Annotated in this window: 18 protein-coding genes and 1 tRNA gene; 18 read left to right on the forward strand and 1 reads right to left on the reverse strand. The window is 34.6% G+C overall.

Annotated features, from left to right (window positions below; genetic code table 11):
• Window positions 1-19 precede the first annotated feature (19 nt).
• From uvrB to KPF49_RS01400, 12 genes are all read left to right on the forward strand, one after another.
• The gene (gene uvrB, locus KPF49_RS01345; RefSeq protein ID WP_183673295.1) at window positions 20-1,990 is read left to right on the forward strand and encodes an excinuclease ABC subunit UvrB; all 1,971 of its coding nucleotides are present in this window, start codon (window positions 20-22) and stop codon (window positions 1,988-1,990) included.
• 7 nt (window positions 1,991-1,997) lie between these two features.
• Window positions 1,998-4,850 carry an excinuclease ABC subunit UvrA gene (uvrA, locus tag KPF49_RS01350; protein ID WP_246562762.1) on the forward strand — a complete coding sequence of 951 codons (2,853 nt, stop codon included), beginning with the start codon at window positions 1,998-2,000 and terminating at the stop codon, window positions 4,848-4,850.
• Complete coding sequence (locus tag KPF49_RS01355; protein ID WP_183673299.1) at window positions 4,847-5,983, forward strand: DUF4097 family beta strand repeat-containing protein; 1,137 nt, start codon at window positions 4,847-4,849, stop codon at window positions 5,981-5,983. The genes uvrA and KPF49_RS01355 overlap by 4 nt, the downstream gene beginning before the upstream one ends.
• A gap of 85 nt (window positions 5,984-6,068) precedes the next feature.
• Entirely contained in the window at window positions 6,069-7,010 is a 942-nt protein-coding gene (gene hprK, locus KPF49_RS01360; RefSeq protein WP_183673301.1) for an HPr(Ser) kinase/phosphatase, read from the forward strand.
• Entirely contained in the window at window positions 7,007-7,846 is an 840-nt protein-coding gene (gene lgt / locus KPF49_RS01365; protein ID WP_183673303.1) for a prolipoprotein diacylglyceryl transferase, read from the forward strand. Before hprK ends, lgt begins: the two co-directional genes overlap by 4 nt.
• Window positions 7,847-7,849: 3 nt before the next feature.
• Window positions 7,850-8,344, forward strand: coding sequence for an acyltransferase (locus KPF49_RS01370; protein ID WP_183673304.1), 495 nt, complete (start codon window positions 7,850-7,852; stop codon window positions 8,342-8,344).
• Window positions 8,334-9,752: a tetratricopeptide repeat protein gene (locus KPF49_RS01375; protein WP_183673306.1), complete on the forward strand. Its 1,419-nt coding sequence runs from the start codon at window positions 8,334-8,336 to the stop codon at window positions 9,750-9,752. Before KPF49_RS01370 ends, KPF49_RS01375 begins: the two co-directional genes overlap by 11 nt.
• Window positions 9,753-9,814: 62 nt before the next feature.
• Window positions 9,815-10,750 carry a thioredoxin-disulfide reductase gene (gene trxB / locus KPF49_RS01380; protein WP_183673308.1) on the forward strand — a complete coding sequence of 312 codons (936 nt, stop codon included), beginning with the start codon at window positions 9,815-9,817 and terminating at the stop codon, window positions 10,748-10,750.
• Between the two features lie 54 nt (window positions 10,751-10,804).
• Window positions 10,805-11,680 carry an RNase adapter RapZ gene (gene rapZ, locus KPF49_RS01385; RefSeq protein ID WP_183673310.1) on the forward strand — a complete coding sequence of 292 codons (876 nt, stop codon included), beginning with the start codon at window positions 10,805-10,807 and terminating at the stop codon, window positions 11,678-11,680.
• Window positions 11,673-12,656 (forward strand): gluconeogenesis factor YvcK family protein, encoded by a 984-nt coding sequence (locus KPF49_RS01390; protein WP_183673312.1) that lies wholly within the window; start codon window positions 11,673-11,675, stop codon window positions 12,654-12,656. Before rapZ ends, KPF49_RS01390 begins: the two co-directional genes overlap by 8 nt.
• A 17-nt stretch (window positions 12,657-12,673) precedes the next feature.
• Window positions 12,674-13,618, forward strand: coding sequence for a DNA-binding protein WhiA (gene whiA, locus KPF49_RS01395; RefSeq protein WP_183673314.1), 945 nt, complete (start codon window positions 12,674-12,676; stop codon window positions 13,616-13,618).
• A 106-nt stretch (window positions 13,619-13,724) separates the two neighbouring features.
• Entirely contained in the window at window positions 13,725-15,149 is a 1,425-nt protein-coding gene (locus KPF49_RS01400; protein WP_183673316.1) for an alkaline phosphatase, read from the forward strand.
• Between the two features lie 58 nt (window positions 15,150-15,207).
• On the opposite strand, the gene clpP is transcribed toward KPF49_RS01400, so the two are convergent.
• The gene (gene clpP, locus KPF49_RS01405; protein WP_183673319.1) at window positions 15,208-15,798 is read right to left on the reverse strand and encodes an ATP-dependent Clp endopeptidase proteolytic subunit ClpP; all 591 of its coding nucleotides are present in this window, start codon (window positions 15,796-15,798) and stop codon (window positions 15,208-15,210) included.
• Window positions 15,799-15,896: 98 nt separating this feature from the next.
• Between clpP and KPF49_RS01410 the strand changes: the two genes are divergently transcribed.
• The 6 genes from KPF49_RS01410 to KPF49_RS01435 all read left to right on the forward strand — a co-directional run bounded on the left by KPF49_RS01410 (window position 15,897) and on the right by KPF49_RS01435 (window position 22,300).
• Window positions 15,897-15,968, forward strand: a tRNA-Arg gene (locus tag KPF49_RS01410).
• 131 nt (window positions 15,969-16,099) lie between these two features.
• Entirely contained in the window at window positions 16,100-17,251 is a 1,152-nt protein-coding gene (gene pgsB, locus KPF49_RS01415; protein ID WP_183673321.1) for a poly-gamma-glutamate synthase PgsB, read from the forward strand.
• A 2-nt stretch (window positions 17,252-17,253) separates the two neighbouring features.
• A complete protein-coding gene (gene pgsC / locus KPF49_RS01420; RefSeq protein WP_183673329.1) occupies window positions 17,254-17,718 on the forward strand; it encodes a poly-gamma-glutamate biosynthesis protein PgsC in 465 nt (154 codons plus the stop codon).
• A gap of 15 nt (window positions 17,719-17,733) precedes the next feature.
• Window positions 17,734-18,729: a CapA family protein gene (locus KPF49_RS01425; protein WP_183673331.1), complete on the forward strand. Its 996-nt coding sequence runs from the start codon at window positions 17,734-17,736 to the stop codon at window positions 18,727-18,729.
• A gap of 139 nt (window positions 18,730-18,868) precedes the next feature.
• Window positions 18,869-20,422 (forward strand): gamma-glutamyltransferase, encoded by a 1,554-nt coding sequence (locus tag KPF49_RS01430; protein WP_183673333.1) that lies wholly within the window; start codon window positions 18,869-18,871, stop codon window positions 20,420-20,422.
• Between the two features lie 99 nt (window positions 20,423-20,521).
• The gene (locus KPF49_RS01435) at window positions 20,522-22,300 is read left to right on the forward strand and encodes a DUF2207 domain-containing protein (protein WP_183673335.1); all 1,779 of its coding nucleotides are present in this window, start codon (window positions 20,522-20,524) and stop codon (window positions 22,298-22,300) included.
• Window positions 22,301-22,313 lie beyond the last annotated feature (13 nt).

Consider the following 22,313-nt stretch of genomic DNA (forward strand, 5'->3'; position numbering starts at 1 on the left):
AATTAATTGGAGGTACATTATGGCAGAATTTGAACTTGTTTCAAACTTTGAACCTGCCGGTGATCAACCGCAAGCAATAAAAGAAATCGCAGAACAAATTAAGTCCGGTCAAAAACACCAAACATTACTTGGTGCAACAGGTACTGGTAAAACTTTTACAATGAGTCAAGTGATTAAAGAAGTTGGTAAGCCAACTTTAATTATTGCGCATAACAAAACACTTGCAGGACAATTATATAGTGAATTTAAAGAATTTTTCCCAAATAATAGAGTTGAATATTTCGTCAGCTACTATGATTTTTATCAGCCAGAAGCGTATGTGCCATCAACAGATACATTCATAGAAAAAGACGCGTCGATTAACGACGAAATTGACCAACTTCGTCACTCAGCGACAAGTGCGTTATTTGAAGGAGACGACGTGATTATTATCGCTTCAGTCTCTTGTATATATGGCTTAGGTAACCCAGAAGAATATCAAAACTTAAGGTTAAATATTCGTGTCGGAATGGAAATTGAGCGTAACGAATTATTAAGACGACTCGTAGATATACAGTATCAAAGAAATGATATTGAATTTGGTCGTGGAACGTTTAGAGTACGCGGTGATATCGTTGAAATCTTCCCAGCAGCACGAGACGATCAGTGTATTCGTGTTGAATTTTTCGGTGATGAGATTGATAGAATTCGAGAAATTGATTTTATTAGTGGTGAAGTATTAAGTGAACGTGAACACTTTGTGCTGTTTCCAGCATCTCACTTCGTAACGCGTGATGAGAAAATGGAAGTCGCAATTGAACGTATTGAAAAAGAATTAGAAGAAAGATTAAAAGAACTACGTGATGATGATAAGTTACTAGAAGCACAAAGATTAGAGCAGCGTACAAATTACGATTTAGAAATGATGAAAGAAATGGGCTTTACGTCAGGAATTGAAAACTATTCAGTCCATTTAACTTTACGCCCACTAGGTAGTACACCGTATACGTTACTCGATTACTTTAAAGACTTTGTCATTATGATAGACGAATCGCACGTGACACTCCCACAAATTCGCGGAATGTATAACGGAGACCAAGCACGTAAGCAAGTACTCGTTGACCACGGGTTTAGATTACCATCTGCGCTAGATAATCGTCCGTTAAAATTTGACGAATTCCAAGAAAAAGCACAACAACTGTTATATGTATCTGCAACACCAGGTCCATATGAGTTAGAACATACAGACAAAATGGTTGAGCAAATCATTCGACCAACGGGATTACTTGACCCTACAATAGACGTCCGTCCAACAGAACATCAAATCGATGACTTACTTAATGAAATTCAACAAAGAATTGAAAAGAATGAACGTGTCTTAATTACGACATTAACGAAAAAAATGTCTGAAGATTTAACGACATATTTAAAAGAAGCAGGTATTAAAGTACAGTATTTACACAGTGAAGTTAAAACGTTAGAGCGTATAGAGATCATTAGAGAATTACGCCTCGGTAAATATGATGTATTAGTAGGAATTAACTTATTAAGAGAGGGTATAGATATACCAGAAGTATCTCTTGTTGCGATATTAGATGCAGACAAAGAAGGATTTTTACGCTCAGAACGTTCGTTAATACAAACGATTGGACGTGCCGCACGTAATAGTGAGGGACACGTGATTATGTATGCCGATAAAATTACAGATTCAATGAGAGTTGCAATCGATGAAACAGAACGTCGTCGTAAAATTCAAATTGAATACAACGAAACACACGGCATCACACCAACAACAATTAAAAAAGATATTCGTGACGTGATTAGTGCTGAAGTTGAAATTAAAGAAGATAAAAATATCGAACAATCAGGTACAGTTAAATTAACGAAAAAAGAACGCGAAGCATTAAAAGAAAAGCTCGAGAAAGATATGAAAGAAGCAGCGAAAAACCTAGACTTCGAAACCGCAACAGAACTTCGCGATGCGCTATTTGAGTTAGAAGCAGAAGGGTGAAATGTGTGTGAGTGAAAAGAACAATAAATATATAAAAATTAGAGGAGCAAAACAGCATAACTTAAAAGATGTAGATATAGATATCCCTAAAGATAAACTCGTCGTCATGACGGGTTTATCTGGTTCAGGTAAGTCGTCACTCGCGTTTGATACGATTTACGCTGAAGGTCAAAGACGTTATGTAGAAAGCTTAAGTGCGTATGCTAGACAGTTTTTAGGGCAAATGGACAAGCCAGATGTCGATAAAATCGAGGGGCTTTCTCCAGCGATTTCTATCGATCAAAAAACGACGAGTAACAACCCGCGTTCTACTGTGTCTACAATTACTGAAATATATGACTATTTAAGACTATTATATGCACGCGCTGGGACACCGTTTTGTCCGTATCATAATATAGAAATTAAAAGTCAGACGATTGAAGAAATGGTCGACACAGTTATGGAATTAGAAGAACGTACACGTATTCAGTTACTCTCACCAATTGTACGTGGTAGAAAAGGACAACATAAAAAGATATTTGAAGACCTTCGTAAAGAAGGTTATGCGAGAGTCATCGTCGATGGTGAAATGTATGATATCGAAGAAGTACCTGAATTAAACAAAAATAAGAAACACGATATCGACATCGTTATCGACCGTATAGGAGTAAAACCAGGAATTGAAGCGAGACTATCTGATTCATTTCAAATCGCATTAGAAAAAAGTGATGGGAATGCAGTCGCAAATGTCATCGATGGTGAAGACATTCACTTCTCAGAAAACTTTTCATGTCCGGAATGTGGATTTACGATTAGCGAACTCGAGCCAAGACTATTTTCATTTAATAGTCCCTTTGGTGCATGCCCAACGTGTGATGGTTTAGGTAAAAAATGGTCAGTTGACGAATCACTTGTCATACCGGATGATTCACTAACGCTAGAAGAAGGTGCGATTAAACCATGGCAGCCAATTAGCTCTGACTATTATCCAAATCTCTTAAGACAAGTGACCGCACACTTTAATATCGATATGAATACACCATTTAAAGATTTAACAAAACAAGAAAAAGAGATTATTTTAAATGGCCATGAAGACAAATTAGACGTGACATTTACACAAAGAAACGGTGCGAAACGCACACGTACGATTCAATTTGAAGGTGTCTTAAACAACATAGAACGTCGGTATAGAGAAAGTCCATCAAACTATACGCGTGAGCAAATGGAACAGTATATGCGTGAAACAGATTGTCCAACGTGCGATGGGTATAGATTAAATATAGAAGCACGTTCAGTAAAAATTAACGATCGACATATTGGTGAAGCGGTTGATCAATCTGTAAATGATGCACTGAACTTTTTTAATCACTTACAGTTAACAGAGCAAAACGCAGCCATTGCAGATCCAATTTTAAAAGAAATTAATGACCGAATGACATTCTTAAAAAACGTTGGACTCGGTTATTTAACGTTAGACCGTAGAAGCGGTACGTTATCTGGTGGTGAAGCGCAGCGTATTCGACTCGCGACTCAAATTGGTTCGATGTTAAGTGGAGTGCTGTATATATTAGATGAGCCGTCCATCGGTTTACATCAGCGCGATAACGATAAACTCATCGCAACATTGAAAGAAATGCGTGATTTAGGAAATACGTTAATCGTCGTTGAGCATGACGAAGATACGATGATTGCGAGTGATTACTTAATTGATATCGGTCCAGGTGCTGGAGAAAATGGTGGACAAATTGTCGCGTCAGGTACTCCAAAACAAGTCATGAGAAACAAACAATCAATTACTGGACAATATTTAAGTGGTAAAAAAGAAATTCCACTACCTGAAAATTATAGAACAAAATCAAATAAGAAGTTTACGATTAGAGGCGCAAAAGAAAATAACTTAAAAAATATCGATGTCGATATTCCACTCGGCGTGTTAAACGTTGTGACGGGTGTATCTGGATCAGGTAAAAGTACGCTAGTGAATGAAATATTATATAAAGGACTTCATAAAGAGTTATATCGTTCAAAAGTTGTTCCTGGTGAATTTAAAGAAATTACCGGTGCAGAACACTTAGATAAGATTATCGATATTGACCAGTCACCAATTGGTCGTACACCAAGAAGTAATCCAGCGACATATACTGGTGTTTTTGATGATATCCGTGACGTGTTTGCTGAAACGAATGAAGCAAAAGTGCGTGGATATAAAAAAGGACGATTTAGCTTTAACGTAAAAGGCGGACGCTGTGAGGCGTGTAAAGGTGACGGTATATTAAAAATCGAGATGCACTTCTTACCAGACGTTTTCGTACCATGCGAAGTATGTCATGGTAAACGTTATAATAGAGAAACGTTAGAAGTTAAATATAAAGACAAAAATATCTCTGACGTACTTGAGATGACAGTTGAAGAAGCATCTAAATTCTTTGAGAATATCCCAAAAATAAGTCGCAAACTTCAAACGCTATTAGACGTTGGATTAGGTTATGTGAGACTTGGCCAACCTGCAACGACGTTATCTGGTGGTGAAGCGCAGCGTGTGAAACTTGCAAGTGAGCTTCAAAAGCGCTCAAATGGTAAAACGTTATATATTTTAGACGAACCAACGACTGGGCTTCACTCTGAAGATATAAGACGACTCATTAAAGTCATTCAAAGGCTCGTGGACAACGGAGATACGGTCGTCATTATCGAACATAACTTAGACGTGATCAAAGTCGCCGATCATATTATCGATTTAGGACCTGAAGGTGGTGACGGTGGAGGAGAAATTGTTGCGCATGGTACAATAGAAGATATTATGGCAACAAAAGAAAGCTACACTGGCTATCACCTAAATAAATGGTTAAACCGAAACCATCAGGAGGCTGAAGTGAAATGAATGGTAAAGAACGCATTTTAAAAATGCTAGAAGAAGGTCAAATTACGACTAAAGAAGCAATTGATTTAATGAACGCATTAAACTACGAAGAGCATAACAATGAAACAAACGACAAAACTGATAATGACAATAGTCTATTTAAATTCTTTGAAAATATGACCGACGAAGTGGGTAAATATTTAGATCCAGAAGTGATTCAAAAAAATGCACAAAAAACGTATCAAGATGTTCGAAACAAAACAAAAGTATCTAAAGGTGCGGTAGATATTTTAAACACGCTAGAAAGTATTTTCGATAAAGCAAAAGTAGGAAACATTGATGCGATTTTTCAAGAAGGTGCGAAAAATAAGTTAATCGAAACTATCGATGAAGATTTCTCATCGATTACGTTAGATGTTACAAATGGTAACGTAGAAATTAGACCGACTGAAGGTGTGACAGCAGCACGTTTTGAAATCACATCATTTTATAAACAACTCGACAAAAAACGTAATTATTTTGAGGAAATCTTTTGTTCAGTAAAAGATGGTAATTTAGAAATCGTATCACCTTTACGTAGTGCTCGTGTGAACATCGTATTAGAAGTTAATAGTGAAGCATTAGATCGATTAATCGTTTCAAGTTCAAATGGTAACGTCGATATTAAAGGGTTACTTGTCAAAGACTTATCCGTTGATCTTTTAAACGGTAATATTAAGACGGAAGATTTTACAGCAAAAACTGCATTCTTACGTACGTCTAGAGGAAACTTAGAAGTCCTCGACAGTACATTTACGGATTTAGAGTTAATTTCAATGCTTGGTGCAATCTCTACACGTGATTTAGATGTAGAAGAAATTGAAATTAAAGCGAATGGTTCAGTTGGATTATCGTTAAATGAAGACACACGTGAAGCGAAAATTGCAACGAACATGGGAAGCATCAACGTAGAAGTACCGGCACATCGTAAAGTTGAAGGTCGACTTAATACAGTGATGGGTCAAATTAACTACCCACCTGGACTAAATATTAGAGATATGAAACCTTCAGATTTAGGACTTAAAGAAATTATGATTATTAACGATACCGATGAAGCGGGACTTGTGATTGAAGCAAGTACTAAAGTTGGTTCAGTGACACTTCATACAGTATAATTAAATCAGTATAGGATAAGTAGCAAGCGTCTACTTATCCTATTTTTGTTATAATAAGTAATATCAATTTTCAAAGAGGTACAATATGTTAACAGTTAGTAATGTGATAGAGAGATTTAAATTTGAAGTCGTTACTGGTGAAATAGGTATACATAAAGCTGTAACAAGTATTGACGTGTCGCGTCCTGGATTAGAAATTACAGGATACTTCTCTTACTATTCTAGTGAGAGAATTCAACTATTCGGTACGACTGAAACGACGTTTTTTATAAATAAACTGACAGATGAGGAAAAACGTGAGCGCGCATATTTATTATGTCGAGATGAAACACCGTGTATTATATTTACTGACGGTTACGAACCACCAAAAGAAATTATTGAAGCGTGTAAAGAAACGAGCACTCCACTATTAAAAACAGAACTTACGACAACAAATCTAGTCTTTTACTTAACAGACTTCTTAGAAATATCACTCGCACCAGAAACAAACATTCACGGCGTACTGTTGGATGTTTATGGTATCGGTGTATTAATTACTGGAGAAAGTGGAATCGGTAAAAGTGAAATAGCACTAGAGCTCGTTAAAAATGGGCACCGACTCGTTGCAGATGATAACGTTGAAATTAAAGAGATCGCGAACGGTGTTTTAATGGGGAAACCTCCGAAACTTATTGAAAACTTATTAGAAATTAGAGGACTCGGTATTATTAACGTTATGACGCTATTTGGTGCTGGCGTTGTTTTAAACGAAAAACGGATTATGTTAAATGTTCATTTAGAGTTTTGGAAAGAAGATAAAGAATATGACCGATTAGGACTCGATAAGCGAACGATTAAAATTATCGACTCAGAGATACCAAGTAAGTTAATTCCAGTACGTCCTGGTCGTAACGTATCGAATATTATAGAAGTTGCTGCGATGGATTTTAGACTTCAAAAAATGGGCGTCAGTGCAGCGAGAGAATTTAATGAGCGTTTAATTGCGCATATTAGAAGTAAGAATGATGGAGGTACACAGTCATTATGATTTTTGCGATCGACCGAGTAGCGATAAGTATCGGTAGCTTTGATATTTATTGGTACGGGATTTTAATATTTACAGGGATGTTATGTGCATACTTTTTAGCCAATCATGAAATGGTTAAAAAAGGATTTGAAGATGGTACGTTAACAGATATGATGTTTTACATTATAATCTTTTCTTTAGTTGGAGCGAGATTATATTTTGTACTCTTTAATTTAAACTACTACTTATCACATCCTGCTGACGTGATTAAAGTGTGGGAAGGCGGTATGGCGATTCACGGAGGCTTAATCGGTGGATTTTTAGCTGGACTCTATTATACAAAGAAACATAATTATAGTCTCTTTCAATTTGGAGATATGTTGATGCCGAGTGTACTACTTGGTCAAGCAATTGGCCGCTGGGGGAACTTTATTAACCAAGAAGCACATGGCGGAGAAGTATCTCGTGAATTTTTAGAGAAACTTCACTTACCAGAATTTATTATTAACCAAATGAATATCGACGGTATATACTATCATCCAACATTTTTATATGAGTCAATTTGGAACGTTTTAGGAATTGTATTATTAATTCTATTAAGACCAAAGTTAAAAATCGGACAGACGTTTTTATTATATTTAATTTACTATTCAATAGGACGATTCTTTATTGAAGGAATGCGTACAGATAGTTTAATGATCTTCGGACTTCTTCGTACTGCGCAAGTGATGAGTTTATCGTTGATTATTTTAGGAATTGTATTATGGATTTATAGAAATAAAAAATACGATTTGCCATTATATGGTGACGTGTACGGAAACTTTAAAACATTTAACAAAAAGAAAAAGAGGAAATAACGTATGAGAAAGTTAGATCGTTTTCCATCAAAAAAAGAAAATCCATTATGGAATATGTATAAAACGATATCTTTTTTACGCGTCGTTAAAAACTTTGTAATCGTTGAAGTTGGGCGCTTCACACCGTCAACAAAAGCGAAACATATACTCTATAGACGAGGACTGAATATGAAGTTAGACGACAAAGTCAGTCTCGCGTATAAGATGATGCCAGACTTATTTTACCCTGAAAATATCACAATAGGGAAAAACTCAGTTGTCGGCTATAACGCAACACTTTTAACTCATGAATATTTAGTAGATGAATATCGTATCGGTAACATCAATATCGGTAAAAATACGATGATTGGTGCGAACGTCACAATTCTTCCAGGTGTCACGATTGGAGATAACGTGCTTGTTGGTGCAGGTAGTGTTGTTTCAAAAGATATTCCGAGTAATAGTCTCGCTTACGGAAATCCATTAATTATAAAGGAGAGAAGCGATATTGAAAAATAAAATCATTTCGCTTCATAATGACGGCAACATATACTACCGTCAAGCGATGAAGAAAAAACATCAGGGGGAATACCGCGAAGCTTTAAATTTAATGACACGCGCACTCAATGAACAAGAAAAGCGTGAATATATTAGTGAGTATGCCTATTTACTGACACTTCTTGGTGAATACGACAAAGCAGAGAACTTTATATTGAATCATTTTGCATCAGAGAATTTTGATACCTCGTTTTACTACGAGATTTCAGAAATGAATGTTTTAATTGAAGATGCCAATAAAGCATTACTCTTTGGTATTATGTACGCAGACCTTCATAAAGATGATGCCTATTACGATGATTTACTTGAGATGTTTACAATTGGAGATTATACGTACGAAGAACTCGTCGAAGAAGCTGAAGAGTTTGTCGGTCAATACGTGTTTCAAACGTACTTTATGAGTGGGTTAATTGAAACGTCTTTAGATTATTTAGATACGATTTCTTACGAGTTATCTAATAAGCGCATGTTTAGAAATATGCGCGGAATGGCACTTCTATTTTTAAATCGATTTGAAGAAGCTGAAGCGGTGCTTACTAAACTGCTACAAGAAGATCAAACAGATATGCATGCATTGAGTCACTTAACATTACTTTACTTCTACACGAACCGAAGAGATTTATATTTAAAATTTCTAAGACATTTAGAAGTCGTCGAACCACTCGATGAAGACGATCGTTTAAAAGTAGGGCTTGTTTTAAACTTTTTAAAGCAATATAAAGAAGCATATCAGTTACTGTATCCATTATATAAGAAAAAATATATGGTTAATTTTCAGTTACTACATGCGCTTAGTCAATCTGCGTACTATAGTGGTTACGTTGAAGAAGCCGAAAATTACTGGAAAGAAATGCAACTATATAACCCGTTAGATGAAATTCATAGTCCATGGAAAAAAGAAGAAGCGACTGAAAGGTTAAATTATATTATCGATGAGTATTTACAAAGTGACGATCCACATAAACGTATTTTAGGATTGTTTAAATCGAGTATTATTCGTCCAGAAGATGTAATTTTAGGATCGCCAATGTGGGATTTAATTGATCATTTTAATAACTTTGAAAAAGTATATACCGCGTTTTTATTTAACCATTTTCAGCATAAAAAATTTGAAAGACTCCATGAAGGGTTAGAGGTTTTATCTATTGACTATTTAAATAGAGATGATATTATGCTCGGGTGGATCGATGAAGTGACCCACTTAGAAATGAATGGCTTACTCGAAAATCAGTCCGGAAAAGTGTACGCACTCGCATATTTATATGTCTATTATCCAGACAGCTTAATGACTGAAGACTTAAGTGAAAAGTATCAAATTCACAAACATAAACTAGAAAAAGCAATTTCCGTTATTAAGCAGAACAAGTGACACACCCGGCGAAAAACAGATATAATATTAAAAGATGTTAACGAAGAAAAGGAGACAAAACTATGTCAGACGTTAAAACTTATGATGTTGCGATACTCGGTGCTGGTCCAGCAGGAATGACAGCAGCTGTATACGCATCTCGTGCTGAATTATCAACAGTCATGATTGAACGTGGAATGCCAGGTGGACAAGTGGCAAACACTGAAGACGTTGAAAACTTCCCAGGATTTTCTTTAATTACTGGGCCAGAACTATCATCAAAAATGTTTGAGCACTCAACAAAATTTGGTGCAGAATATAAATTCGGTGACGTACAATCTGTTACATTAGATGGTAACTACAAAGTGATCGATTTAGGTGCAGAAAAAATTAGAGCAAAAGCAGTCATTATAGCCACAGGCGCTGAACATAAAAAGATTGGTGTTCCAGGTGAAGAGGAACTTGCAGGTAAAGGTATTAGTTACTGTGCAGTATGTGACGGCGCATTCTTTAAAGAGCGAGATCTAGTCGTTATCGGTGGCGGAGACTCTGCAGTTGAAGAAGGTATCTTCTTAACAAAATACGCAAATAAAGTCACTGTTATACACCGCCGTGATGAGTTACGTGCACAAAAGATTCTTCAAGAACGTGCGTTTAATAACGAAAAAATGGACTTTATTTGGGATACTGAAATTCAATCTGTAAACGGTGATAGTGTTGTAGAATCTGTCACGTTATATGATAAAAACACTGAAGAAACGTATGATTTTGAAACGAACGGTGTATTTATCTACATCGGATTAGTTCCACTTACAAAACCATTCGAAAACTTAGGCATTTTAAATGAAAAAACTGGATATGTTATTGCGAATGAAGAAATGGAAACGAACGTGCCAGGTATTTTCGCAGCGGGAGATGTTCGTGAAAAAACACTCCGTCAAATTGTAACAGCTACAGGTGACGGTAGTATCGCAGCGCAAAACGCAAGTGAATATGTATCAACATTTACTGAAGAATAATATGAAAGATGGAACGATTGTTCCATCTTTTTAAACGTCATTTGGAGGATATTAATGAAAAACTTAGTCATTTTAACTGGTATGAGTGGTGCAGGTAAATCTGTTGCTTTAGAATCTTTAGAAGATATGGGTTATTTTTCAATCGATAATTTACCTGTCCCGTTATTACCTAAAATTGTAGAGATGATGCAGTCGACAAACGAACATATGCATGACGTGGCGTTAAGTATAGATTTAAGAGATAGAAAGTTTTTCAGTCAACTCGTACCAGTCATCAATGAACTCATTACAGAAAAAGAGATGCGTACGAGTATTGTCTTTTTAGACGCATCGGACAGTAAGCTGATCAGTCGCTATAAAGAGACAAGAAGAAGTCATCCGTTAAATGATAATGTGACGTTATCTGAAGCTATTCAAAATGAACGTCAGTTGCTCAAAGATGTTAAAAAAGTGTCGTCATATATTATTGATACGACAGATTTAAGTACGAAAAAATTAAAAGAAAACATTTCTAACTATTTAAATTACGACCGTAATGAAGGATTTACGGTAAACGTTTTAAGTTTCGGATTTAAACATGAAATCCCAAAAGATGCGGATATTATGTTTGACGTACGTTTTTTACCGAATCCATTTTATGTTGAAGAGTTACGACCAAAAACTGGGTTAGATGAGGATGTCTATAACTATATTATGCAGTTTAAAGATACTGACATTTTTTATAATAAGTTTGTCGAGTTATTAAACTTTACACTCCCACTATATGTAAAAGAAGGTAAAACCCAGTTAAATATTGCAATTGGATGTACGGGTGGTCAACACCGCTCGGTTGCGTTAGCTGAACGTATCTCAAACTATTTAAGAACAAGACATACGTATCGAGTGAATACGATTCATAAAGAAGTGCATAGGGCTTTAGACGATGAATAAAAAAGCTAGAATGAACGTTGTCTTAATTGGTGGAGGTACAGGGCTAAGTGTACTTGCGCGCGGACTTAAAAATTATCCAATCGATATTTCAGCAGTTGTTACCGTTGCAGATGACGGTGGATCGACAGGTAAAATTCGTTCAGAAATTGACATGCCAGCACCTGGAGACATTAGAAACGTTCTTGCTGCGTTAAGTGAATCAGAAGCACTCATTAAAGATTTATTTACATATCGATTTAATAAAGAAAGAATCGATGGACATAGTTTAGGTAACTTAATGATCGCAGCGATGTACGACATGCAAGGGGACTTTTCAGTAGCAGTTGAAAAGTTATCTGAGATTTTAAATGTTAAAGGTAAAGTGATTCCAAGTACAAATCTCTCCCCACAACTCGTTGCAGAAATGTCAGATGGTTCAATGTATATCGGAGAAAGCTACATTCCAAAAGTCAGTAAACAAATCGAAAGAATGTATATACTTCCTTCGAATATAGACGGTTCTAACCGTGCAGTAGAAGCCATTGAAAATGCAGACTTTATAATATATGGCCCAGGTAGCTTATATACGAGTATTATGCCGAACGTCTTACCTAAAAATATTAATAATGTGCTAAAAAATTTAAACGCGCATCAAATCTATATTAGTAATATCGTTGAACAACCAGGTGAAACGATTTCGATGAGTGCGGCGGATGCGGTTGAAGCAATCCATAAGCATATTGGTAAAGATGTCATTAAACATGTCATCGCTAGTGATGAAAATACAAAAGAGCTCGTCACTGAAAGATATAAAGAAGAAGGCGTCACAGCAGTTAAAATCGGTAGAGACGAGTTAAAAGAAAAAAATATTAACGCGTATATATACGACAATATCGTCCAAAAAACAGAAGATGGTATATTAAGACATGACTCCGTACAGTTATCAAAAAATATATATGAACTATTATTAGAGTTAGTTGATACGATTGAATATTGAAAGTGAGGTGAGTCGAAATGTCATTTGCCTCAGAAATGAAAAATGAATTATGCCGAGCAGAAGTAGACGAATGCTGTAAAAAACATGAGTTATCTGCAATTATTAAAATGAACGGATCGATATCGATGTCAAACGGTCAATGGGTCATTAATATTCAAACAGAGAACGCAGCAATCGCACGGCGCATATTTAGACTCGTTAAAGAAGTGTACGGAATTGAAATCGAACTTCTTGTTAGACGTAAAATGCAATTAAAGAAAAATAACGTATATATTTGTCGAATTAAAGAAAAATCTAGAGAAATACTCGATGATTTAAACGTGATGAAACATGGTGAAATTATTCACGACATTGAAATTTCTTCATTAAAAAACGATTGTTGTGTGAGAAGTTATTTAAGAGGTGCGTTTTTAGCAGCGGGATCAGTAAATAATCCAGAAACGTCGTCTTATCATTTAGAAATCGCATCTCTATACGGAGAACATGCCGAAGAGTTAATGAAGTTAATGAACGAATATGACTTAAACGCAAAAGTCATCGATAGAAAAAGAGGGTACATTACGTACTTAAAAGAAGCTGAAAAAATATCAGACTTTTTAGGACTCATTGGCGGACACCAAGCGATGCTTAAATTTGAAGATATTCGCATATTAAGAGATATGAGAAACTCAGTAAATAGACTTGTCAACTGTGAAACAGCAAACTTAAATAAGACAATTAGTGCAGCGATGCGACAAGTTGAAAATATTAAATATATCGATGCAGTTATCGGACTTGAAGAATTACCTGACCGATTAAGAGAAATTGCATATTTAAGAAGAGATAACCAAGATATGAGTTTAAAAGAACTTGGAGAAAGTGTATCTTCAAAACCAATTTCAAAATCAGGAGTCAATCACCGTCTTAGAAAAATCGATGAAATTGCAGAAAAGTTACGTAATGGTGAAGAAATAGAATTATAGTAAAACTTCATTTACACAATTTTAAATTATCCTTTAAATGAACTAGATAATTCCTTTACAGATCATTGTTATATTAAATTCAACAATGATTTGGAGGAATTTTTTTATGGCAAATTTTAAGTCAATTGTATCATCAGTGTTATTATCAACAACGTTATTATCAAGCATTTCAGCACCTGTTTTTGCTGCTGAGGAAAATGATTCACAAAATTCATCAGAGCAAGACAACCAAACTGAAATGCAAGAATGTAAAACAGAAACGCCTAAAAATGTTATTTTAATGATTGCTGACGGTATGGGTGTTTCTCAACTTGGTGCGTATCGTTACTATAAGGATAATGAAGACGAGCCAGGTTTAGATAAGATTTCATTTGATGACTATTTAGTCGGATCTCAATTAACAGTCAGTGATGATCCAGAATTAAATATTACAGATTCAGGCGCAGCAGGTACAGCACTTGCAACAGGTGAACGTACGTTTAACGGTGCTATTTCTGTAGATAAAAACAAAGAAGCTGTCAAAACAGTACTTGAAGATTATAAAGAAGCGGGCCGTTCAACTGGATTAGTTGCAACGAGTCAACTAACACATGCAACACCAGCTGCATTTGCTGCACATAATGAATCACGTGAAGATGAAATGGATATTGCAGAGCAAATGACACGTACAGTTGAAGTAGGTGAAGAAGAACAGCCAATCGTCGACGTAATGCTTGGTGGAGGCACAGATTTCTTCCAGCAAAAAGATGAAAATGGAGAAGTTGAATTAGATTTAGTAAAAGAATTGGAAGAAAAATCAGGGTTTACATATGTGACATCTCGTGACGAAATGTTAAACGATACAGACTCTGAACGTATGATTGGATTATTTGCTGAAAGTGGAATGAGTAAGGATATTGACCGTCCAGAGGAAGAACCATCATTAAAAGAAATGACAGATACAGCGATTGAAAAATTATCTCAAAATGAAGAAGGTTTCTTCTTAATGGTTGAAGGCTCTCAACCTGACTGGGCAGGACACGCGAATGATTTAACAGGAATGATGAGTGAAATTTCAGCGTTTGATGAAGCGTATCAATCAGCAGTTGAGTTTGCAGAAAAAGATTGTAATACGTTAGTCATTGCACTTGCAGACCACGCAACAGGTGGACTATCAGTAGGTGCAGGAGATAAGTACGAATTCCACCCTAAAGTTGTCGATCAAATGAAGATGACACATGAAGGGTTAACTGAGAAGTTATTAGAAAAAGATGCAGACATTGAAGCATTAGTAGAAGAAAATATTCAAATCGAAGATATTACAGATGACGAGAAAAAAGCAATTATAGACGCTGCGAAAGCAGAAGATGAGGAAAAAACATTAGATGCGATTAACAAAGTCATAGACAAACGTGCAAATGTTTCGTGGGGTTCTAAAGTACATACAGGTGAAGAGATACTTGTATATGCTTATGGACCAGGAAAAGAGAAGTTTGACGGTGTTCAACATAATATTCAAAATGCTGAAAATATTCGTTCATTCTTAGAATAATTAAAAAGGCATGTTTCCTAAACTCATTAGGAAACATGCCCTTCTTTTTTAACAAATACTATTGAAGTTTTTCAGGTTCTAATACGTCATCAATTAAACCATACTCTTTTGCTTCTTCAGCTGTTAAATAATTGTCACGGTCAGTATCTTTTTCAATTTGTTCAAGAGGTTGACCTGTACGTTCAGCTAAAATTTTGTTTAGTTTTTCTCTCGTATTTAAAATGTGTTTTGCTGCAATCTCAATTTCAGTCGCTTGACCTTGCGCACCACCTAATGGTTGGTGAATCATCACTTCAGCATTTGGTAATGCAAAACGTTTACCTTTAGTACCAGCAGCGAGTAAGAAAGAACCCATAGAAGCTGCCATACCCATGCAGATCGTTTGAACATCTGGTTTAATATGCTGAATTGTATCGTAAATCGCCATACCAGCAGTCACACTACCACCTGGTGAGTTAATATATAAATAAATATCCTTTTCTGGATCTTGTGCTTGTAAGAAAAGTAACTGACTCACAACAGAGTTCGCAACATTATCATCAATTGCGCTACCAATCATAATAATTCTATCTTTTAATAAACGTGAGTAAATATCATATGCACGTTCCCCACGATTTGTCGATTCAATAACTGTAGGTATTAAGTTCATAAAAAAGCCTCCTAAATAATCCGTTTCGTAATTTTATTAAAACATATTAGTCAAACAAGGTCAAAAGATACACTTATTATGTTATAATTTTATAGTGTGCCCTCGTAGTGTAACGGATAACACATGAGATTCCGGTTCTCATAATAGGGGTTCGATTCCTCTCGGGGGCGTTTTTTTATTGGATATTTATGTTGATCAATTCTAGTCCATTCGTAAAAAGTTTGATAAAATTTACAATGGATTTACATTCTCTTTACTTTAGATTGCTAAAATTAAGAGATAACAGCTAGAGGTGATTTTTTTGTATTTAATTATAGGTTTAACGATTATTTTTTTAATACTCGGTATGTTAGATAAATATATACATAATAAACGTTTGAAGCAGTTACCTCTTCGAATTAATATTAACGGAGTAAGAGGAAAGTCAACGATTACTCGTTTGACCTATAGTATTTTAAGAGAAGCTGGATATAATGTTGTTGGTAAAACAACGGGTACGGATGCACGTCTTTTATATTGGAATCAGGATGAAGAGATTCCAATTATTCGTAAACCTCAAGGTGCAAATATTGGTGAACAAAGAGGGATTATTAAACAAACGGTTGAGTCAGGTGCAAATGCGATCGTGAATGAATGTATGGCAGTTAATCCTGACTATCAAAAGGTATTTCAAAAAGATTTATTAAAAGCGAATGTTGGTGCCATTGTGAATGTTATGGAAGACCATATGGATGTACTTGGTCCAACATTAGATGAGGTTGCAGAGTCTTTTGTTGCAACTATTCCAAAGAATGGGCACTTAATTGTGTTAAAAGACCACTATGTAGAATTATTTAAAGAAGAAGCTGAAAAGAGAAATACTGAAATAATTGTCGCAGATCCATCTGAAATTTCTGAGGAATATTTAAAGTCATTTCCATATTTAATATTTGCAGAAAACGTAGCGATTGCGCTTGGGATTTCTAGAGTATTAGGTATTGATGATGATATTGCTTATAGAGGGATGTTAAAAGCACCACCGGATTCTGGCGCGGTTGATATTATTTTTTATGAATCGAACGATACGAATAATACATTTGTAAATGCGTTCGCAGCAAACGAACCGACGTCTTCTAAAGCAATATTAAAGAAAATTGAAGCGTCTGGTTATGAGTATCAGTCTAAAGTGATTTTACTAAACTGTAGAGCGGATAGAGTTGACAGAACAAGACAATTTGTTCAAGACTTTTTACCGGAAATACAATTTGATGCACTCATTTGTACAGGGAAATCTACACATATGGTGACTGAGTTTATGAAAGATAGAAATGAGACGTATATTAATCTAGAAGGTAAAGATAATGAAGATGTGTTAAATGAGATTTTTAAAATATCAAATAACATCTTATTATTTTGTGTCGGTAACATTCACGGCCCAGGTAAAACAATTATTCAATATATGGAGGATTTATAAGAGTGATTGGTACAGAACTTTATTTTTCATTATTTACAGGTGTACTACTAAGTTTACTGTTTGCTGAAAGATTTGGTATAAGTCCAGCAGGGTTAGTTGTACCTGGATATCTCGCTTTAATATTTGACCAACCAGTAATGTTATTTTCGATTCTCATAATTAGTTGTATTACATATATAATCGTCGACAAAGTTCTTAGTAAGGTTATTATTCTTTACGGTAGAAGAAAATTCTCAGCAATGATTTTAACCGCGATGATTTTAAAGTTTATATTTGATGCGATGTTTCCATATGCACCGATACCTCATGACATGATTGAAATTTCAGGTATTGGTATGGTTATTCCTGGAATTATTGCAAACACGATTCAAAGACAGGGTGTAGTCATTACGTTATCATCATCGCTATTTGTCACGTTTTTAACGTATGTTTTATTAAATGTATATAACTACGTAGTCTTAGTTTAATTAGGTGATTTTATAATGAGAAAACTAACACTTCAAGAAAAAATATTAAAGTACATCAAACATAATAAACGTTATAACCTAGTTTTAATAATGGTGTTATTTGTAGTGAGTATTGCCAGCATATATTTTGTGTATAACACATTTACACCTGACGTAATAGAGAGTTTTGAAGAAGAGAATCATCGAACAATTACATACACTGGAAATTTATACTTACAAGAATATAATGACATTTTTGAGTCAGAGAACTTTTTAACGAGTTTAAATGATCCACTTTCAAAAAATGAATTATCCTTTACAAATGTTGTGTTAGATAAAAAAGTGGACAATAAAAATGAACAAATTAATGAAATACAAGATAACTACTTTACAGACTTAACGTTTTTTAATAAAAACGTTCCATATGTTGATCTTGTCGATGTAGAAAGAAATATTGGATTATCTTTAGAGAACCCGAACTTAGAAGATGTAGTTGAACATAGAATTGGAAATAGAAAAGTATCGTTTTTATCATTTGTTGATAAGAATTCAAAATTCATTTCAAACGAAGTACCACAAATCAACCATGAACTCGAACCGAGCTTTTTCCTACCAAAGATTCAGGAGTTAAAAAAAGATGGTGATTTGGTTATAGTCAGTGTGAACTGGGGGATTCCAAACGAACGTACAGTGACGAATAGACAAAGAGAACTTGCACATGCATTGTCTGATGCAGGTGTGGATATTATTATTGGAAATAATAGTGTCGTTCAAGAAATTGAAGAATATAATGATACAGTTATTTTCTATAGTTTAGGTAATTTAGTTTCAAATGATTATATTTCGAACTATAAAAAAAGCCTCGTCGTTCAGCATGATATTGAAAGTAATCAATTTAAAGTGACACCTGTTCAATATACTCACGGTGCTTTAACTAAAAACAAGTTAAATTTCTTTGAGGAAAAAACATTATTAAAGCAAATGCCTAAACAAACGTTATATAAAGATGGGGAGTTTTATTTTGAACGGTAAAAAAATACTCATTTGGATTATACTTATTGTGGTGGTTTTATCAATGTACTTTGCGATGTTTTTAAAGCAAAATAACGAAGAGTTAAGCGATTCAGAACGTAGCATTATTGAATATTATACTAAGTAAGTGGCGGTTATTATGATTAAAAAACTTTTTCCTTTATTAGCATTAATATTATTGTTACTTTCATCAGTAACGATTTATATGTTTAAAAATAATCGAGACCTTCTTTCTTTAGAAAAAGATAGTTTTAAAAACGAAAAGACAGAATCATATTCTGTAACGTCAAGTGATTATAGAGCAAGTGAAGTGGGTCAAAAGATTATAGCAGATGGTGGAAATGCTGCAGATGCAGCGATCGGTGTTGCTTTCGCGTTAGCGATTGTTGAGCCATATGCTTCAGGACTTGGTGGCGGTGGTGCGCTATTATATTATGATGGTCAAATGGAAAAACCAGATGAAATAAAGTATCAAAGCATATCGTCTAGTGAGTACGCACATGGTGACTTAATCGGTGTTCCAGGGTTAGTAAGTGGTATGGATACTTTACAAAAAGAGTACGCAAGTATGGATATGAAAGACATTTTAGATTACGTGATTCCTTTAGCTGAGGACGGGATTACAGTCGATGCAAGGTTTGCACAAAACCTCGCACTATATAAAGAATATAATGACGACAGTCCATTTTATAAAGACGGTGAACCACTGCCGAGTGGTGAAAAAGTGAAACAACCTGAACTTGCCGATACGTTAAAATATATTCAAACTCACGGTGTTGAAGCATTTTATGAAAAGCTCGGAGAAACAATGACAGATGAGTTTGAACACTTTAGTGTGGAAGACTTTACGAATTACAAAACGACTAAAGGTAATGTATTAAGTATGGACTACAAAGGTTCTAAAGTATTTACACCGAGTAGCCCACTTGGTGGTGTGTTTACATTACAAGCTTTACAGATTGATGAAGTATTACGTGAAGAGAATGGTGAGGATTATAATTTCATACAATCTGTGAATGATTCAAGAGATATTATGATGTTAAATAAAGATATTGTCAGCGATAATGAAGGAGATCGCACACAGTATTTAGATAAAAATTATATTAAAAATGAACTATATCATTTAAAAAATGTGTCGAAAGTTGATTATGAAGAAAACATTAATAACAATACGACGCATTTTGTTGTTGTAGATAAAGACGGTCATATGATTAGTGCAACAAATACGTTAAATAGGTATTTTGGTTCTGGTAAATATACGAGTTTAGGATTTTATTTAAATAACTCTTTAGATAACTTCTCAAAAGATTCAACAAGTCCAAACTACGGAGAGCCAAATAAAACACCGAGATCTTATACAAGTCCAACAATTATTGTGAATGATGACAGTTACATCGGAATTGGTACACCAGGTGGAAACATGATACCAACAGTAGTCTCTCAAATTATTATCCAATACTTGAATAATGATCTTTCATTAAAATCTGCCATTCAGCAAGGGAGATTATTTAAAGAAAACGAAGAAATTTACTATGAGAATTTCACAGATTTTGAATCACTTGGAAATATCGATGAACTCGAATCACCAATTAGAAAAATCAGTTCACCAAACGAATTTGGTAATATCCAATCGGTCATATATGTCCGTGATTCAAAAGAAAGTTACAGATATTATGATCGAAACAATCGTTAAAGAAGGCAATATGCCTTCTTTTTTTGTATATAGTAGTTTTGTTACAATTATAAGTAAGAGAAAAAGAATAATTAATGAGTTTTAAGAAAGAGGAATGTGATGAAGAAGTATATCGTATTTTTATTAAGTGTTTTACTGAGTTTAACTATAAGTTTTAAAGCACAAGCGAATGAAATTGATGATATTAATATTCATATTGATATTAAAAAAGACGGTTCAGTCGAAGTGACTGAAGAACGAAATCAAAATATGGATGATGGTACAGAAAATTATATCGTGTTTAATGAAGAAGATATGCAAGGCGCTAAATTAACCCATTTTTCTGTTGACGGGTTTAAAGAAGTAAAAGAATGGGATTCTGACTGGAAGCGTGAGGAAAAAGCGGGTAAATATAGTGTTTTAAATACTGATGATGGTTTTGATTTAGTATGGGGAATTGGAGAGTACGGAGATAAGACTTATACCGTTCACTATACATTAACTAATATGGTAAAAAATTTAAAAGATGGACAGTCTATCTACTGGGATTTTAATACATTTACAGAACTACCGACTGATGAAATGACGATGACTATTTCATCATACGAACCATTCACTAAAGAAAATGTTCGCTTTTACGGATTTGGTATTGTTGGAAATATGCATTTAAAAGATGGAAACATTGTTTGGAAATCTAGTGAAGCTATGGATGACAGCAACTATGCAACAGTTCTTTTACAATTTGATTCGAAATTATTTAATACAAATGCTAATAAAGATAAAACGTTAGAAGAAGAAAGAAGTATGGCATTACATAATTCAAACTATAATGAGGATTATTTAGATAGTAATGAAACACTTGGGCCGAAGATGAGTCTTACAGGTAAAATTTTCTCAGGATTAGGGATTCTATTTGGAAGTATTGTTGCGCTATGGACGATTGCTGGATTATGGATCGCAAATCGTAAGAAAAAGGCACGTGGCCATATTAAATCAGGCTATACAATTAAAAAGGACTTAAAAAATTCATCAACAAAAATACCACCGTCAAAAATGAGCGATTATGCAGGATACGCATACTTACTTAATCATTTAGACTATGCGTATTTTGAGCAGTTTATATCTGCATATTTAATAAAATGGCATCGAGATAATCGTATTGAAATTGAGTTTGAAGATGACTCTAAAAAATTAAATAAAAGAAACACTTCAATTATTGTAAAAGATTATGAGACTGTGAAAGAGGAGTACGGTAAATATTTCGAGGAAGCATTAAAGCAAATTAAAAACGAAACATATAATGGAGATTATGAGTTATTATTATGGATGATGTTTTTAAATGCGATGGACGATCATAAAGTAATCACCAAAAAGAATCTAGAAAAGTGGTTTAAAAAGAATGCATCAGATGTTTCTAAAGTTGCGGATTATCTTGATGATTACTCAAAAGAATATTTAGAGAAAAATGGATATATTAAGGTTGAGAAAGATTCAGCTGCATTTGTACCTTTTGAAATTATAGTACCAACTACTAAAGGACATGATTTAATTGAACACTTCGTTAAGTATAGTAATTACTTACAAAATGAAGATGAAGATAATTGGTTAGAACGTGTTAAAAATGATGAAATTCAAACAGAAGAACTCATTTATATTTATTTACTTGGTGTTACAGATGAAATCGAATCAAGATTTAAAAAATATCATTTAAATAAATCTGAAGAGAATTATTTTTACCCAAATTACTTCTATCTCTTTAATAATACGACAAACTCTATTAACCAAGGATTATCAAGCGGTGGATTTAGTAGTTCCCAAGCATCTAGTGGTTTAGGTGGTTCTACTGGAATGGGCGGTGGAGCTGGCGCCGGAGGCGGCGGAGGTGGTGGTGCACGTTAATGTTCGTGCATCC

The organism is Nosocomiicoccus ampullae (assembly GCF_019357495.1).
GTDB classification, from domain to species: domain Bacteria; phylum Bacillota; class Bacilli; order Staphylococcales; family Salinicoccaceae; genus Nosocomiicoccus; species Nosocomiicoccus ampullae.

Bases quoted from the DNA above. Each gene is read 5' to 3' on its own strand.
- uvrB (WP_183673295.1), top strand. From the start codon at position 20: ATGGCAGAATTTGAACTTGTTTCAAACTTTGAACCTGCCGGTGATCAA.
- KPF49_RS01355 (WP_183673299.1), top strand. From the start codon at position 4,847: ATGAATGGTAAAGAACGCATTTTAAAAATGCTAGAAGAAGGTCAAATT.
- hprK (WP_183673301.1), top strand. From the start codon at position 6,069: ATGTTAACAGTTAGTAATGTGATAGAGAGATTTAAATTTGAAGTCGTT.
- lgt (WP_183673303.1), top strand. From the start codon at position 7,007: ATGATTTTTGCGATCGACCGAGTAGCGATAAGTATCGGTAGCTTTGAT.
- KPF49_RS01370 (WP_183673304.1), top strand. From the start codon at position 7,850: ATGAGAAAGTTAGATCGTTTTCCATCAAAAAAAGAAAATCCATTATGG.
- trxB (WP_183673308.1), top strand. From the start codon at position 9,815: ATGTCAGACGTTAAAACTTATGATGTTGCGATACTCGGTGCTGGTCCA.
- rapZ (WP_183673310.1), top strand. From the start codon at position 10,805: ATGAAAAACTTAGTCATTTTAACTGGTATGAGTGGTGCAGGTAAATCT.
- KPF49_RS01390 (WP_183673312.1), top strand. From the start codon at position 11,673: ATGAATAAAAAAGCTAGAATGAACGTTGTCTTAATTGGTGGAGGTACA.
- whiA (WP_183673314.1), top strand. From the start codon at position 12,674: ATGTCATTTGCCTCAGAAATGAAAAATGAATTATGCCGAGCAGAAGTA.
- KPF49_RS01400 (WP_183673316.1), top strand. From the start codon at position 13,725: ATGGCAAATTTTAAGTCAATTGTATCATCAGTGTTATTATCAACAACG.
- clpP (WP_183673319.1), bottom strand. From the start codon at position 15,798: ATGAACTTAATACCTACAGTTATTGAATCGACAAATCGTGGGGAACGT.
- KPF49_RS01425 (WP_183673331.1), top strand. From the start codon at position 17,734: ATGAGAAAACTAACACTTCAAGAAAAAATATTAAAGTACATCAAACAT.
- KPF49_RS01430 (WP_183673333.1), top strand. From the start codon at position 18,869: ATGATTAAAAAACTTTTTCCTTTATTAGCATTAATATTATTGTTACTT.
- KPF49_RS01435 (WP_183673335.1), top strand. From the start codon at position 20,522: ATGAAGAAGTATATCGTATTTTTATTAAGTGTTTTACTGAGTTTAACT.